15 protein-coding genes are annotated in these 14,223 nt (G+C 68.8%); 9 read left to right on the top strand and 6 right to left on the bottom strand.

Features of this window, described 5'->3' with window-relative positions; translation table 11 throughout:
- Nucleotides 1–2 precede the first annotated feature (2 nt).
- The 4 genes from HWX31_RS01725 (at nucleotide 3) to HWX31_RS01710 (ending at nucleotide 3,394) form a co-directional block, all read left to right on the top strand.
- A complete protein-coding gene (locus HWX31_RS01725; RefSeq protein ID WP_174965852.1) occupies nucleotides 3–854 on the top strand; it encodes a formyl transferase in 852 nt (283 codons plus the stop codon).
- Nucleotides 855–866: 12 nt separating this feature from the next.
- Entirely contained in the window at nucleotides 867–1,979 is a 1,113-nt protein-coding gene (locus HWX31_RS01720; protein ID WP_174965851.1) for an asparaginase domain-containing protein, read from the top strand.
- Nucleotides 1,980–2,017: 38 nt separating this feature from the next.
- Nucleotides 2,018–2,752, top strand: a complete 735-nt coding sequence (locus HWX31_RS01715) for a hypothetical protein (RefSeq protein ID WP_155122478.1) — start codon at nucleotides 2,018–2,020, stop codon at nucleotides 2,750–2,752.
- A gap of 144 nt (nucleotides 2,753–2,896) precedes the next feature.
- Entirely contained in the window at nucleotides 2,897–3,394 is a 498-nt protein-coding gene (locus tag HWX31_RS01710) for a GNAT family N-acetyltransferase (protein ID WP_059617034.1), read from the top strand.
- 18 nt (nucleotides 3,395–3,412) lie between these two features.
- Here HWX31_RS01710 and HWX31_RS01705 read toward each other — a convergent pair whose 3' ends face one another.
- Nucleotides 3,413–4,366: a CgnE/CgnB domain-containing protein gene (locus tag HWX31_RS01705; RefSeq protein WP_174965850.1), complete on the bottom strand. Its 954-nt coding sequence runs from the start codon at nucleotides 4,364–4,366 to the stop codon at nucleotides 3,413–3,415.
- A gap of 58 nt (nucleotides 4,367–4,424) precedes the next feature.
- Nucleotides 4,425–4,547, bottom strand: a complete 123-nt coding sequence (locus HWX31_RS35135; RefSeq protein ID WP_059617038.1) for a hypothetical protein — start codon at nucleotides 4,545–4,547, stop codon at nucleotides 4,425–4,427.
- 53 nt (nucleotides 4,548–4,600) lie between these two features.
- Between HWX31_RS35135 and HWX31_RS01700 the strand changes: the two genes are divergently transcribed.
- Complete coding sequence (locus tag HWX31_RS01700) at nucleotides 4,601–4,879, top strand: hypothetical protein (protein ID WP_174965849.1); 279 nt, start codon at nucleotides 4,601–4,603, stop codon at nucleotides 4,877–4,879.
- A 39-nt stretch (nucleotides 4,880–4,918) separates the two neighbouring features.
- Here the strand turns inward: HWX31_RS01700 and HWX31_RS01695 are convergent, their stop codons facing one another.
- The 3 genes from HWX31_RS01695 to HWX31_RS01685 form a co-directional block, all read right to left on the bottom strand.
- On the bottom strand, nucleotides 4,919–5,350 hold the full coding sequence (locus HWX31_RS01695; RefSeq protein ID WP_174965848.1) for an acetyltransferase: 432 nt from the start codon (nucleotides 5,348–5,350) through the stop codon (nucleotides 4,919–4,921).
- A 32-nt stretch (nucleotides 5,351–5,382) separates the two neighbouring features.
- Entirely contained in the window at nucleotides 5,383–6,762 is a 1,380-nt protein-coding gene (locus HWX31_RS01690; RefSeq protein WP_059651550.1) for an FAD-containing oxidoreductase, read from the bottom strand.
- A gap of 214 nt (nucleotides 6,763–6,976) precedes the next feature.
- Nucleotides 6,977–8,179, bottom strand: coding sequence for a DUF1444 family protein (locus tag HWX31_RS01685; protein ID WP_174965847.1), 1,203 nt, complete (start codon nucleotides 8,177–8,179; stop codon nucleotides 6,977–6,979).
- A gap of 254 nt (nucleotides 8,180–8,433) precedes the next feature.
- Here HWX31_RS01685 and HWX31_RS01680 point away from each other — a divergent pair, with 254 nt between their 5' ends.
- The 4 genes from HWX31_RS01680 to HWX31_RS01665 are packed head-to-tail and all read left to right on the top strand — an operon-like array spanning nucleotide 8,434 to nucleotide 13,282.
- On the top strand, nucleotides 8,434–9,201 hold the full coding sequence (locus HWX31_RS01680; protein WP_174965846.1) for a DUF3348 domain-containing protein: 768 nt from the start codon (nucleotides 8,434–8,436) through the stop codon (nucleotides 9,199–9,201).
- A 9-nt stretch (nucleotides 9,202–9,210) separates the two neighbouring features.
- Nucleotides 9,211–12,018: a DUF802 domain-containing protein gene (locus tag HWX31_RS01675; protein ID WP_175933861.1), complete on the top strand. Its 2,808-nt coding sequence runs from the start codon at nucleotides 9,211–9,213 to the stop codon at nucleotides 12,016–12,018.
- 3 nt (nucleotides 12,019–12,021) lie between these two features.
- Nucleotides 12,022–12,672 (top strand): OmpA family protein, encoded by a 651-nt coding sequence (locus tag HWX31_RS01670; protein WP_174961326.1) that lies wholly within the window; start codon nucleotides 12,022–12,024, stop codon nucleotides 12,670–12,672.
- Entirely contained in the window at nucleotides 12,662–13,282 is a 621-nt protein-coding gene (locus tag HWX31_RS01665) for a DUF2894 domain-containing protein (RefSeq protein WP_174961325.1), read from the top strand. The genes HWX31_RS01670 and HWX31_RS01665 overlap by 11 nt, the downstream gene beginning before the upstream one ends.
- 23 nt (nucleotides 13,283–13,305) lie before the next feature.
- Here the strand turns inward: HWX31_RS01665 and HWX31_RS01660 are convergent, their stop codons facing one another.
- The gene (locus tag HWX31_RS01660) at nucleotides 13,306–13,878 is read right to left on the bottom strand and encodes an NADPH-dependent FMN reductase (protein ID WP_174961324.1); all 573 of its coding nucleotides are present in this window, start codon (nucleotides 13,876–13,878) and stop codon (nucleotides 13,306–13,308) included.
- Between the last annotated feature and the right edge of the window lie 345 nt (nucleotides 13,879–14,223).

The raw sequence follows: 14,223 nt of genomic DNA, 5'->3' as shown, positions 1-14,223 counted from the left end.
TCATGGCCCAACCTGCATCGCCGTTGCGGATCGCGCTGCTCGCGTCGGACGACGCGCACCATCGCTATCTCGCCGCCGAGCTGCATCGCCGCTTCGGGCTTGCCGCGCTGGTGGTCGAGCCGTCGCGCTGCCAGCACCGGCGGCTGTGGCGCCGCAAGCGCTGGATCGACTGGGCGGCGCTCGCGTATCACCGCTGGCGCCGCACGCTGGTCGGGCTGGACGCATACCGCCGCGCGTATTTCGCACTCGATCCCGACGCGCCCGAATGGCCGGTGCCGCCGAGCCTGACGGTCGACTGGATCAACCGCGACGAAGTCGTCGAGCTGCTCGAGGCGACCGCGCCCGACGTGACCGTGGTGATCTGCACGAGCATCCTGTCGCGCCGCACGCTGGCGGCGGCGGGCACGACGGTCAACATCCACGGCGGATTCCTGCCGTGGTACCGCGGCAATCACTGCTTCTTCTTCGCGCTCTACGACCGCGCGTTCGACCGGATCGGCTCGACGATCCACTTCGTCGACAGCGGGGTCGATACCGGCGACATCATCGCGCAGGTGACGCCGCCGCTGTATCCGGACGACACCGCCGAAAAGCTCTACTGCCGCGCGGAGAAGGCGGCCATCCACCGGCTCGTCGAGCTGCTCGACGGGCTGCGCGCGGGCATGCCGCTGCCGCGCACGCCGCAGCCGCCGGTGGGGCGGCAGTACCGCAACCGCGACCGCAACCTGTTCCACGACCTGCGGCTGTTCTTGCGGCGCAAGCGCGGGCGGCTCGGCATTCCGGCGGCCGGCACGCCGGCTCGCGTGGCGGCCGGCGACGCGCGGCGCGTGACCGGAGATGTTACGCAGACCTGAAGGAGAGCGACGATGAGCCGAGTCCATGTTCTCTATACGGGCGGCACGATCGGCTGCGACGGTACACCGCTCGCGCCGATGCCGGGGCCGCAGTTCCAGGCGCTGATCGAATCGATGCCGGGGCTCGCCGGCGGACAGGTGGCCGGCTATCCGGGGCTCGACTACACGGTGGCGTGGTTCGACACGCCGCTCGACAGCTCGAACATGACGCCGTCCGACTGGATCACGATCGCGCAATCGCTCGTTGCGGTGTACGACGACTACGACGGCTTCGTCGTGCTGCACGGTACCGACACGATGGCGTTCACCGCGGCCGCGATGTCGTTCCTGCTGCCGGGCCTCTCGAAGCCCGTCGTGTTCACCGGCTCGCAGGTGCCGCTCGCGATGACCCTCAACGACGCGCTGACCAACCTGGTCGGCGCGATCGTGCTCGCCGGCACGACGCGCATTCCGGAGAGCCTGCTGTACTTCGATTCGCTGCTGCTGCGCGGCAACCGCTCGGTCAAGGTCAACGCGAACCAGTTCGCGGCGTTCTCGTCGCCGAATTTCCCGCCGCTGGCGACCGTGGCCGCGCAGATCTCGATCAATACGGCGCTGCTGCTGCCGCCGCCGGACTGGAGCACGTCGCTCGACAATCCCGCGAACCTCGCGGCCGTGCAGGCGCGGCTGGCGAGCCAGGCGCAGGCGGTGCACGGCTTCGCGGCGATCATCATGACGCTGTACCCGGGCATCGGCGCATCGGTCGCGAACGCGATGATCAACCGCAGCGAGCCCGCGGTGAAGGGCGTCGTGATCGAGGCGTTCGGCGAGGGCAACGGCCCGTCGGCCGCCGATTTCCTGCAGGTGCTGTCGAACGCGACCGAGGCGGGCGTCGAGCTGATGGACAACACGCAGGTGCTGGCCGGCTCGGTCAACATCGACGCGTACGAGACCGGCTCGGGGCTCGCGCAGGCCGGCGCGATCAGCGCGTACGACATGGTGCCCGAAGCATCCCTCGCCAAGCTCGTCTGTCTGATCAGCACCGGCATGGCGCCCGCCGACATCCGCAAGACGATGCAGCAGAGCCTGGCGGGAGAAATCACGCCGCCCGAGACCGCGGCCGTGAAAACGCGGCCCGTCCACTGAGCCGGGGCGGCGCTTCACTCAACCCAAGGAGGCAGATGATGTTGATGAAACCTTATGCACGCTACCGGCTGAGCGGGATGACTCACGAGGACGATCCGCGCTACGCGGTGCTCGCCCCGGGAATGGAAGCCGCCGCCGGCCAGCAGATCGCGCCGCACTACGTGACGGTGCCGGGCGGCAGGCGGGTGCCGCAATACGCGCCCACCGTGGTCGGCACGTCGATCGCCTACGATCCGGCGGCCAACTGCGACGGATGCTTCATGTCCTACAAGTTCCAGGTGAACAACAACTGCTACAACTACTCGGCGAACATCGCGTCGAACTCGTTCGCGCAGCCGGGGCGGATGCACGGCTACTTCCTCACGTCGCCGCCGACGGGGCCTGACGTGGTCAAGGGCGCGCAGCTCGACGGGCTCGTCAACCTGGGCTCGTCGACGCAGGCGGACCTGGTCCAGCACGTGCGCGCGCAGGGCGGCGTCGGGCACTATGTCGCGCTGCTGATTTCGCCGGGCGATCCGTCGGTCGGCTGGCCGGGCGACTACCACTGGGTGCGCTGCGACTCGACGTCGCAATTCGATTCGTGGTCGCAGAAGGACGGCGGCGACCAGGTGACGAACTTCGACTTCGCGGGCCAGCCGATCGCGTGGCCGCCCACCGCCGACTGGACGGTGAACCAGGGGCCGCTGATCCAGGGCAATCCGAACGACATCGTCATCGCGTACACGTTCTACTGCTTCATGTACGTGCCGGCCACCGGCGTGTCGATCATCTGAGCGCTCCCGCACGCATGGGCGCCGCGCATCCGCCGGGTGCGCGGCGCCTGCCGCCGACGGCGAAGCGTCGACAGCGGACGGCGTCGATCGAGCCTAGAATCGCAGGTGCTGCGTCAGCCAACCCTTCGATTCCCAAGGACCCGCATGATCACGCTTCGCCCGATGACCGCCGACGATTTCGCCCGTTTCTGGCCGACCTACCGCGCAGTGGTCGCTGCGCAGGAAACCTACGCATTCGACCCCGCGCCGACCGAGGATGCCGCGCGCGCGGTGTGGCTCGACGCGCCGCTGTGCACCTGGGTCGCGGAAGAGGACGGCGTGCTGCTCGGCTCGTACTACCTGAAGGCGAATGCGGCGGGTCCGGGCAGCCACGTCTGCAACTGCGGCTACATGGTGAGCGAAGCGGCGCGCGGCCGCGGCGTCGCGCGCCGGATGTGCGAGCACTCGCAGGAGGTCGCGCGCGAACGCGGCTTTCTCGCGATGCAGTTCAATTCGGTGGTGTCGACCAATGAAGCCGCGGTCGCGCTGTGGCAGAAGCTCGGGTTCGAGATCGTCGGCCGCCTGCCGCGCGCGTATCGCCACGCGCGGCTCGGGCTGGTCGACAGCCTCGTGATGTACAAGTGGCTGGGGGAACGGGCGTAAGCCCGTGCCGCGCCGGCGTCACACCGCGAAGGCGCCGTCGAACACGATCCGGTCGTCGAACGCCAGCGTGCCGTTCGCGAAGATCAGGTCGAGATGGTGGCTGCCTTGCGCGCCGCCGCCGAGGCCGAGATGCAGGCCCGGATGCCGCTCCTCGAAACCGGCGTTGCGGCCGTACAGGCCCTTGATGCCGAGATTCGTGCCGATGCCGAATTCCTCGACCCGGCGGTGATTCTCGTGGCGGTCCAGGTAGGACGCGAAATCGCGCTGGAAGTCCGGATGCTCGCTGTCGAAATCGACGATCGTGCTGTCCTCGACATGCAGCGTCGCGAGCCGCTCCGCGACCTTGTACTTGACCGCGAACGGCACGGTGCCGAGGAAGGTGCCGCTGAACACGATCGAGCCGCGCAGGTCGGTCACGTGCGTCGCGATCTCGCCGGGCACGACGTCGAGGTTGCCCATCCCGTCCACGCTGGTCCATTTCTGGTCCGGCGCGAGCGAGCCCGTCAGCCGGTTGCCGGCCTCATCGACGAAATGGATCTGCGACGCGCGCGCGGCGGCGTCGATCAGGCGTGCGTTGCGCGCCGCGATGTCGTCGAGCGATTCCGCGAACGCTTCGTCGAGATGCGGGCCGTAGTCCTTGAACAGCACCGACTTGCTCCAGTGCTCGACGATCGCCGGCCGGATCGCCGCGAGGAACGGCGGGCCGCTCGGCGACGGCGTCGGCAGCGTGGACGAGTCGTACAGCAGCACGAACAGGTCGGCGCGGCCGATTGCCGCGACGATCTCGGCGGGCGCGGTGGTTTCGAGGCAGAGGGTCGTCGCGTCGAGCGACGCGGGCAGCGTAGAAAAAGCGCGCAACGCGATGTCGCGATTGCGCGCGTCGTAGGCGATCAGCAGCTTGGCCTGGTCTGCGCGCGCGAGCTTGTCGCGCAGCGCGGGATGAAAGCCGAGCGCGCGGTGCAGGTTCAGCATGCGTGTCTCCGGAAGCGGCGGAAGGGACGACGCCCTTCCGCCTGGTCGAACGGCGCGCTTACAGCGGCCAGAGCGCGGTGCCGAACGGCACCACGGCATCCGCGACCATCATGTCGACGGCTTCCGGATGCGTGTCTTCCTGCATCCACTCGACCAAGTCGATTTGCTGATTTTCCTGCATGTCAGTTCTCCTATTCGATGTATACGAGACCTTCTACACGGAAACACGGCGGGTTGGCCGCCACTGCCTGTGCGACATTTATTGTCGATGCCTTACAAGCGGGTTCGATATTAATTGACGATTTTGGCGAATGCAATCGGGGGCATTGTTTTTACCTGGGATGCACTAAACACGGGGAATTTGCCGTGTTTTCGGGCTGCGTGGCGAGCGGGCGGGCGAAAGAATGGTTAAAACCGGGCGGGATTTTAATAAATTCATGGAAATGGAATCGGGATAGGCAATCGGAATTGCCGATCATGATTTCAATTGAACAAATCGTTTCGAATGATTGAATTCGTCAAGCCATCCCGCGGCGCCCGCTTGCCGATGAATCAATACGCCATGTGAATCAGCGGAAACGGCCTGCCGGCGGAATCCGTCGCCGAGCGTCCGACGTCCCGGAAGCCGTAGCGGCGATAGAACGCATGCGCGCCCGGGTTCTGCTCGTTGACGTCGACGGTCAGGCGCGCATGCTTCGCGCGGACATGATCGAGCAGGCGCGTGCCGACGCGCTGGCCGAACCGCTCGGGATCGACGAACAGCATTTCGACCTGCGCGTCGTTCACGCCGATGAAGCCGGCGACGCGGCCGTCGTCGGCTTCGGCGACCCATACCGCGACGCTCGGCAGGTAGAGATCGCGAACCTGCGGGTAGAGTTCGGCGATGTCCTGTTCGGTGAGGAAAGCGTGCGTGGCCTGCACGGCGCGGTGCCAGATGTCCAGCAGCGCGGGATTGTCTTCGGGGGTGCGTTCTCGGATCGTCATCGTTGTTGTAGTGAGGTTGAGCGCCGCGAATTCTAACCGGGCGGATGCAGATCCTGAAGCAACGTCGGCACCAGCTCCGACACCGTCGGATGAATGTGCATCGCGCGGCTGATCGTCGTGTACGGCGCGTTCGCGGCCATCACGTCGAGCAGCGCATGCACGACTTCGTCGCCCGTCACGCCGAGAATCGACGCGCCCAGGATCGCGTGGCTGTCCGCGTCGACGATCACCTTCATGAAGCCCTGGCTCTCGCCTTTCTCGACCGCGCGGCCGACGCGCGTCATCGGCCGCGTGCCGACCAGCAGCCGGCGTCCCGTCTGCATCGCGTCGGCTTGCGTCATCCCGACGCGGCCGAGCGGCGGGTCGATGAACATCGCGTACGCGGGGATGCGGTCCGACACCTTGCGCGGATCGTTGTCGAGCAGGTTGGCCGCGACGATCTCGTAGTCGTTGTAGGACGTATGCGTGAACGCACCGCGCCCGTTGCAGTCGCCCATCGCCCAGATCCCGGGCACGTTCGTGCGCAGCTGCTCGTCGACCTCGATGTAGCCGTGCGCGTCGGTCTCGACGCCGGCGTGCGCGAGCCCGAGATCGTCGGTGTTCGGCACGCGGCCGACGGCGAGCAGCAGATGCGAGCCCGCGACCTCGCGCGCGCCGGACGCGCAATCGAGCCCGACGACGACGCGGTGCCCGTCGCGCCGCGCGCTCAGGCAGTTCGCGTCGAGCTGCACGTCGATGCCTTCGGCTTCGAGGATCTCCCGCACCGCGTGCGACACGTCCTCGTCCTCGCGCCGGATCAGGCGCGGGCCTTTCTCGACGATCGTCACGCGCGAGCCGAAGCGCCGGTACATCTGGCCGAATTCGAGCCCGACGTAGCTGCCGCCGACGACGATCAGGTGCTCCGGCAGGAAATCGACGTCCATCATCGTCGAGTTGGTGAGATAGGGCACCTGGTCGAGGCCGGGCATCGGCGGCACCAGCGCGCGCCCGCCGACGTTGACGAAGATCCGCTCCGCCTCCAGCAGCGTGTCGCCGACGCGCACCGTGCGGGCGCTCTCGAAGCGCGCGTGGCCCTGCAGCACCGTCGCGCGTTCCAGCCCGCGCACCCACTGCTCGACGCCGTGGCTGGAGCGCGCGGAGATCTCGTCCTTGCGCGCCTTCACGCGCGGCATGTCGACCGTGACCGGTCCGCCGACCGTCACGCCGTATTCGCCGGCCCGCCGCGCGAGATGCGCGGCATACGCGCTCGCGATCAGCGTCTTGGTGGGGATGCAGCCGGTGTTCACGCAGGTGCCGCCGAACCGGCCCCGCTCGACGATGGCGACGCTCATGCCCGCGCCGGACAGCCGGGCGGCGAGCGGCGGGCCGGCCTGCCCGGTGCCGATGATGATCGCGTCGAAGTGCTGGGTCATGGCGTTCTCCTTCGCTGCTGCGGGGTGGGCCGGGGCCGCGTGCACGGCCCGCGCGTCCGCCTATGGTAGACCTGCCGGCGGGGGCTCGCGAGCGGTTCGGGCGCGCGGGGAGCCCCTATCAGCGTAGCGGGAAGCGTGCCAGAATCGCCGTTCGGCCCGCTCATGGCGGGCCGGCCGGGCTCCGGCGGGCGGGGCTCTGATGCGCCGGCGGCGCTCAGGGCTTCGGGTATTTCTCCATCAGCGCCAGGAACCGCGCCTCGTCCGGGAAGGCCTTCACCTCGTAGCGCACCGGGCGATGTGCGGTGGCCGTCATCAGGTCGCCGCACAGGCGCAGCAGCTCGGCCATCGGCACGGTGGCGGACTGCTGCGTTTGCGGCCGGAACAGCATGACGCTGTCGGTGTCGGGCAGCAGCGAATGCACGCCTTCGGTCCACACGCTCATGCTGAACAATTCGCCGCTCGGCCGCCGGTATGCACTGTACTGCGCGACGAACACGTCGAGCCCGTCGCGTGCGTGGACCTCGTCCATCAGGGCCTGCTGGTCGCGGTAGTCGCCGGCGAGCTCGCTGACCCACAATTGCTGCAGCCGCGATGCGAACCCCTCCGGCACGAACCGCCGCCAGGCCGCGCCGTCCCAGCGGAGCATCAGCGGCGGCAGCGGGCGCGGCTGCGCGAACGCCCGCTCGGCCACCTGCAGCATCGTGTCGAACCCTGCCGGATTGCGATCGCCGGTGAGCAGCAGCACGGCCCGGTTCGGCGCCATCACGACCGGCGCGCCGGCGATCGGCTGCCGGTACAGCAGGTCGGTCAGCAGCAGCCGCGCCGCGTCGTAGTAGTCGCCGAACTGCGCCAGGAACACGCCGTTCTGCAACGCCAGCCACGGGCGGGACGACTCGGCGCGCAGGTTGTCGATCGCGATGTCGTAGGCCTCGTCGAACGTGATCCCCCATTCCTGCAGCTTGGTCGCCGTCAGCCGCGACACGCTGAACTCGCTGTCGTACGCGATGCCGATCTCGAGGTTCTCGCACAGCGGCCGGAACGCGAGCTCCGGGCGGGTTGCCATCTGCAGATGGATCTCGCCGCGCTCGGACGCGCTCCGGATCACCGGCCGCAGCTTCGCTTGCGCGTCCGCCAGGCGCGCCGGAATGGCGTGCCCGACCACGGCGCTCGCCTGGTGCTTCAGCGTCGCGTGCCGATCGGCCGGCTTCGCGCCGGCGTATTCCCGAAACAGGTTGTGCAGGTTGACGACGTTCGACGGGGCGTCCGGCTGCACGAGGCGGCCCCGCTCGCTTTCGTAGATCCACGCGCGCGTGTCGCCGGCCGCGCGCAGCGCGGCCATCAGCCGTTCGGCGAAGATCTGTTGGGTGGGCGGCTTGCGGAAGCGGTCGAGGAGGCGCGTGACGAAATCGGTGAGCATCGTGTGTGAGCGGGTCGGGTTCGCGTCCGTCGACGCGCACCGGCGAGGAAGTGGCGCAGGGCGGGCTCGCTGCACAGTGATATCGGCCGGCCGCGCGAATTTCTTGAAGACCGGGCGTGGCCGATCGCGCTGCCGGCCTTGTCCGGCGGGCGTTCGCGCCGCCGCACCCCCTCCGGCGGCCGGCTCGCCGACCGCAATCCGGCGGCCGACCGGCCCGCGACGTGTAAACTGCTGCCTTTTTTGACGGTAGCAGCATGGTGCAAGCCCCCCAGCGCACGGCATTGAGCGGCCCGACGCTCGTTCGCCTGCTCGCGCGGCTGGCGGACGCCGACGTGCCCGAATCCCGGCAGACGCTCGCGGACCGGCTGAGCCAATGGCTCGGCTGGACGGACGCGATTTCGCTGTCCTCGGCGCTGAACGGCAGTCCGCCCGCGGTCGCGGCCGGCGGCGCGCGCCCGGCCGGCGGCGACGCGGAGCGCGAGTGCGCGCGCGTGCGCCACGCGCTGGCGCAGGCGATGATGGTTGCCCGCCCGGCCGGCGCGAGCCGCCGCAACGGCGCGCGGCAGGCGCCGCCGGCAGGCGGGATGGCCGATAACGCGGACTATGCGGATTTCCGGCAGCGCTATCTGACCCTGCAGCAGGAGATGGAAACGGCGATCGGCAACCTTCGCGGCCGCCTGCGCGTCGCGCTGGCGGCGAGCACGCCCGGCATGGCGCGGCTCGCGACGCTCGACGCGATCATGGAGCGGGTGCTCGGCGCACGCGAACGCAGCCTGCTGGCCACCGTGCCGGCGCTGCTCGGCACGCACTTCGAGCGGCTGCGCGCGGCGGAGCAGCAGGCGCTGGCCGACGCGCAAGACCCGGAACATCGGGAAAACCCGCAAGACCCCGAGCATCCGGCCGTCACGCCCGGCGCGTGGCTGGACGTGTTCCGCAATGACATGCAGAGCGTGCTGCTCGCCGAACTCGAAATCCGGTTTCAAACGGTGGATGGGCTGCTCGCGGCCCTTCGCGCCAGCTAAGAAGAAGTTATGTCCAGAATTCGCATTGATCTCGTTGTATTTATGGCCGGCCTGGTCGCCGTGTGCTGGATCGGCGCCGGTTATGTCGCATCGAATCCGCCGGCGGCGGTCGTCACGCTGCTGATCGCCGCGTGCTATCTCGCGGGCGCGGCCGAACTGCTGCGCTACCGCCAGGCGACCGCGACGCTCGCCGGCGCCGTCAACGGCCTGTCCGGGCCGCCGCCGGCGCTCGACGCGTGGCTCGATACGCTGCACCCGAGCCTGCGCGGCGCGGTGCGCGCGCGCATCGAGGGCGCCCGCGCGGCGCTGCCGGGGCCGTCGCTGACGCCGTACCTGGTCGGCCTGCTCGTGCTGCTGGGGATGCTCGGCACGCTGCTCGGGATGGTCGTGACGCTGAAGGGCACCGGGGCCGCGCTGGAAAGCGCGACCGATCTCGATGCGATCCGCGCTTCGCTGATCGCGCCGGTCAAGGGCCTCGGGTATGCGTTCGGCACGTCGATCGCCGGCGTGGCGACCTCGGCGATGCTCGGGCTGCTGTCCGCGCTGGTGCGCCGCGATCGGCTCGATGCGTCGCAGCAGCTCGACGCGAAGGTCGCGACGACGCTGCGGGTCCATTCGCACGCGCATCAGCGCGAGGCGTCGTTCCAGCTACTGCAGAAGCAGGCCGACGCGATGCCGGTGCTGGTCGAGCGGCTGCAGACGATGATGACCGCGATCGACGCGCGCAGCGCGGCGCTGCACGAACAGCAGATCGCGAGCCAGCAGGCGTTCTTCGACCGGACGGAGCAGGCTTATGCGCGGCTCGCGTCGTCGGTCGGCCAGTCGCTGCAGGACAGCGCCGCCGAGAGCGCGCGCGTGGCCGGCGCGGCGCTGCAGCCGGTGATGGAAACGACGATGGCCGGGCTCGCACGCGAAATGACCGTGCTGCGCGACGCCGTCACGCACGCGGTCGAGCGGCAGCTGGACGGCCTGTCGAGCGGCTTCGAAGCAACCACCGCCAACGTGACCGGCATCTGGAACCGCGCGCTCGACGAGCATCGGCGCTCGAGCGAGGCCGCGGCCGGCCATCTGCATGCCGCGCTCGGACAGTTCACCGACACGTTCGCGCAGCGTTCGACCGATCTGCTCGACGGCGTCGCGACGCGCCTCGAAGCGACCGAGCAGCGCATGGCCGACGGCTGGCAGCACGCGCTCGCGCGGCAGGAGCAGGTCGGAGAAACGCTGGCCGGCCACAACGCGCGCGCGCTGGAGGCTGCCGCCGCGACGTTCGAGCAGCATTCAGCGTCGCTGCTGCGCACGATCGGCGAGTCGCACACGGGGCTGCAGGGCGAACTCGCGTCGCGCGACGAACAGCGGCTGGCCGCGTGGCGCGAATCGCTCGCGGCGATGGCCGCCGCGATGCGCGACGACCTCGCGCAGACGAGCGCACATCATGCGAGCCGTCAGCAGGCGATCTGCGACGCGCTCGCGCAAACGGCAACCGATATCGGCGCGCAGACGTCGACGTTCGAACAGCATTCGGCATCGCTGCTGCATACGATGCGCGAGTCGCACGCAAACCTGCAGACTGAACTGGCGTCGCGCGACGAACAGCGTCTCGCGGCATGGAGCGCTTCGCTTGCGGAGATGGCGGCGAAGCTGCGCGACGAATGGGCGCAGACGAGCGCGAACCACACGAACCGCCAACAGGCGATCTGCGATGCGCTCGCGCAAACGGCAACCGATATCGGCGCGCAGACGTCGACGTTCGAACAGCATTCGGCATCGCTGCTGAATACGATGCGCGAGTCGCACGCAAACCTGCAGACTGAACTGGCGTCGCGCGACGAACAGCGTCTCGCGGCATGGAGCGCTTCGCTTGCGGAGATGGCGGCGAAGCTGAGCGACGAATGGGCGCAGACGAGCGCGAACCACATGGGCCGTCAGCAGGCGATCTGCGACGCGCTCGCGCAAACGGCAACCGATATCGGCGCACAGACCACGGCGTTCGAACAGCATTCGGCATCGCTGCTGAACACGATGCGCGACTCGCACGCGAACCTGCAGACGGAACTGGCGTCGCGCGACGAACAGCGTCTCGCCGCATGGAGCGCTTCGCTTGCAGAGATGGCGGCGAAGCTGCGCGACGAATGGGCGCAGACGAGCGCACAGGCCGCGAGCCGCCAGCAGGACATCTGCGACACGCTCGCCCGCACCGCGAACGACATCACCGCGCAGGCGCAGTCGCACGCGAGCGACACGATCGCCGAAATCTCCCGGCTCGTGCAGGCCGCGTCGGAGGCGCCGAAGGCCGCGGCCGAGGTCGTCGCCGAGCTGCGCCAGCGCCTGTCCGACAGCATGGTGCGCGACACCGCGATGCTCGACGAGCGCAGCCGCCTGCTGGCCACGCTCGAGACGCTGCTCGACGCGGTCAATCACGCGTCGACCGAACAACGCGGCGCGGTCGACGCGCTCGTGCGCACGTCGGCCGACCTGCTGGATCGCGTCGGCGCGCGTTTCAACGATACGGTCGATGCAGAAACCCGCAAGCTCGATGCGGTGGCCGCGCAGGTCACCGCGGGCGCCGTCGAGGTCGCGAGCCTCGGCGACGCGTTCGGGATGGCCGTGCAGGTGTTTGGCGAATCGAACGACAAGCTGCTGACGCATCTGCAGCGCATCGAGGCCGCGCTGGAGAAATCGCTCGCGCGCAGCGACGAGCAGCTCGAATACTACGTCGCGCAGGCGCGGGAAGTGATCGACCTGAGCATGATGTCGCAGAAGCAGATCGTCGAAGATCTGCAGCAGCTCGCCGGCCGGCGCGCGTCCGTCGGAGCGTAACGCATGCACGACGAAATCGACGGCGGCACGGAATCGGCCGCGCCGGTCTGGCCCGCCTTCGCCGACCTGATGTCGGTGCTGCTCGGCGCGTTCGTGCTGATCCTCGTCGGCGTGATCGGCATGCAGCTGCAGCTCACCTCGAAGCTCGAGGAGGCGATCAAGCAGCGCCAGCAGGAGGCGCAGCAGCGCAAGACGCTCGAACAGGCGCTCGCGGGGCCGCTCGCGGCCGGCCGCGTGACGCTCGTGAACGGACGCATCGGCATTGCCGGCAACGTGCTGTTCGCGCTGAACTCCGACCAGTTGCAGCCTGAAGGGAAGGACCTGCTGAAGACGCTGGCCGGTCCGCTGTCCGCGTATCTGAAGACGCGCGACGAGATCCTGATGGTCAGCGGCTTCGCCGACGATCAGCAGGTGCACGCCGGCAACCGCCTGTTCGCGGACAACTGGGAGCTGTCGGCGAAGCGCGCGCTGACCGTGACGCGCGCGTTCATCGACGCGGGCGTGCCCGCAGCGTCGGTATTCGCGGCCGCGTTCGGCTCCGAGCAGCCGGTCAGCTCGAACGCGGACGACGCCGGGCGCGCGAAGAATCGCCGTGTCGAGATCGCGCCGGTGCCGCGCAAGTCGGCGTCGAACGGTGGCCGCCGTGAACCGTGACGCGACGCGCGCCCGCGCGATGCTCGATGCGTGGCGCGCAACCGGCGCCGATCGGCTGGACCCCGTGCGCTTTCATCGGATCGACGCGCTGGAGCGGCGCGCGGCCGGCCATGACGGTGATGCGCGACGCTTGCTGGACGCGCGGCTCGACGCGCTGCTGGCCGGGTACGCAGGCGATGTCGAGCGCGCCGGCGCGCACGCGGACGACGCGAACGAACCGGACGACGTCGCGCAGGCGAGGCCGGCGGGCAGCGCGCTCGCGGGGCTGGTGACGCACATCGCGCGCGATGCACAGGCGGACCGGGCCGGGATCGACCCGGCGCTGATCGACTATTTCAGGGAGACCTGGTCGAAGGTCCGCACCGAGAAGCAGTATCGTCAGGCGCTCGACCAGGTGCCGCGCAACGCCGGCCCGCTCAATTCGAGCAGCCTCGTGCACCGGTCGCTGTCGCTGATGCGCGACCTGTCGCCCGGGTATCTGCAGCAATTCCTGTCGTATGTGGACGCGCTGGCGTGGCTCGAAGACCTCGCCGGCGGCGGCGCGCAGGCGGAGAAGGAAGCGCCGCGCGCGAAGGGCGTGAAGAAGGGCGCGCGGAGCAAGGCGCGATAGCGCGCGGCGGCGTGCCGGGGCGCTCAGCCCGGCGCGACGGGCTGCAGGATCGCCGCGCGCAATGCGTGCAACGCTTGCGCCAGCGCGTCGGCGAACGGCGGGTGCGCCGCGATGCCCGCCGCGTCGAGACGGCTGCCGAGGATCGGGAGCGCGATCGAGGCTTCGTTCACGACGCGAGCGGACATCACCGACAGCGTTTCCTTCAGCGCCGCGTCGGCGTGCGTCGCGCGCGGCGACGCGTTGAGCACCGCCACCGGCTTGTGCACGAACGCTTCGCACCCGACCACCCAGTCCAGCGCGTTCTTCATCACGCCGGTCACGCCGTGCGCGTATTCCGGACTTGCGATCAGCACCCCGTCGGCCGCGTTCAACCGGTCGATGAAGTTGCGCACCGGTTCGGGCGTCGGGTGCTCGACGTCGGGATTGAAGAGCGGGAACTGTCCGAGATGCAGGAACCGGGCGACATGTATGTCCGGCGGCGCAACGGCGGCCGCGGCGTCGAGCAGCGCCGCGTTGCAGGAACACGCGCGGAGGCTGCCGCACAACGCGACGATCTCCATGCGCGGGGAAGTTGAGGTGCGAGGTTCGATCGGCATCGGTGAGCGCCGGGAAGGCGGCTGCGTTGGGTGGGAACCGGGCGGATTATCGCATCGGGGCGGCGGGATGACTGCCCAAGCAGCGGATCATGATTTCCGATTTATCGATAAATCGCGCATTAGTCGTCGAATTGAATCTAATCAATTCTGAATGCGCGATGTCATGAATCGGTAAATATGACTTTGATGCTGATGGTGTTTTGATTTCAATCGGTATTTATTTACCGATTGATTTGGCTATGATGCCGGCGGCATCCCGGAGCCGGTTCCTTGACCCGGGTTCGATTGACTTGCGAATCTCCGTGACGATTTAAAAGAACGCCAAATGCCGGCGGATGCTTATGA

The sequence above is a fragment of the Burkholderia ubonensis genome (assembly GCF_902833085.1).
GTDB classification, from domain to species: domain Bacteria; phylum Pseudomonadota; class Gammaproteobacteria; order Burkholderiales; family Burkholderiaceae; genus Burkholderia; species Burkholderia ubonensis.
This window is presented reverse-complemented; position numbering and strand designations above follow the sequence as displayed.

What these genes read in the sequence shown, in the direction of transcription:
- HWX31_RS01680 (WP_174965846.1), top strand. Translation starts at nt 8,434, where the DNA reads ATGGTGCAAGCCCCCCAGCGCACGGCATTGAGCGGCCCGACGCTCGTT.
- HWX31_RS01675 (WP_175933861.1), top strand. Translation starts at nt 9,211, where the DNA reads ATGTCCAGAATTCGCATTGATCTCGTTGTATTTATGGCCGGCCTGGTC.
- HWX31_RS01690 (WP_059651550.1), bottom strand. Translation starts at nt 6,762, where the DNA reads ATGACCCAGCACTTCGACGCGATCATCATCGGCACCGGGCAGGCCGGC.
- HWX31_RS01660 (WP_174961324.1), bottom strand. Translation starts at nt 13,878, where the DNA reads ATGCCGATCGAACCTCGCACCTCAACTTCCCCGCGCATGGAGATCGTC.
- HWX31_RS01725 (WP_174965852.1), top strand. Translation starts at nt 3, where the DNA reads ATGGCCCAACCTGCATCGCCGTTGCGGATCGCGCTGCTCGCGTCGGAC.
- HWX31_RS01695 (WP_174965848.1), bottom strand. Translation starts at nt 5,350, where the DNA reads ATGACGATCCGAGAACGCACCCCCGAAGACAATCCCGCGCTGCTGGAC.
- HWX31_RS01720 (WP_174965851.1), top strand. Translation starts at nt 867, where the DNA reads ATGAGCCGAGTCCATGTTCTCTATACGGGCGGCACGATCGGCTGCGAC.
- HWX31_RS35135 (WP_059617038.1), bottom strand. Translation starts at nt 4,547, where the DNA reads ATGCAGGAAAATCAGCAAATCGACTTGGTCGAGTGGATGCAGGAAGAC.
- HWX31_RS01670 (WP_174961326.1), top strand. Translation starts at nt 12,022, where the DNA reads ATGCACGACGAAATCGACGGCGGCACGGAATCGGCCGCGCCGGTCTGG.
- HWX31_RS01715 (WP_155122478.1), top strand. Translation starts at nt 2,018, where the DNA reads ATGTTGATGAAACCTTATGCACGCTACCGGCTGAGCGGGATGACTCAC.
- HWX31_RS01710 (WP_059617034.1), top strand. Translation starts at nt 2,897, where the DNA reads ATGATCACGCTTCGCCCGATGACCGCCGACGATTTCGCCCGTTTCTGG.
- HWX31_RS01705 (WP_174965850.1), bottom strand. Translation starts at nt 4,366, where the DNA reads ATGCTGAACCTGCACCGCGCGCTCGGCTTTCATCCCGCGCTGCGCGAC.
- HWX31_RS01685 (WP_174965847.1), bottom strand. Translation starts at nt 8,179, where the DNA reads ATGCTCACCGATTTCGTCACGCGCCTCCTCGACCGCTTCCGCAAGCCG.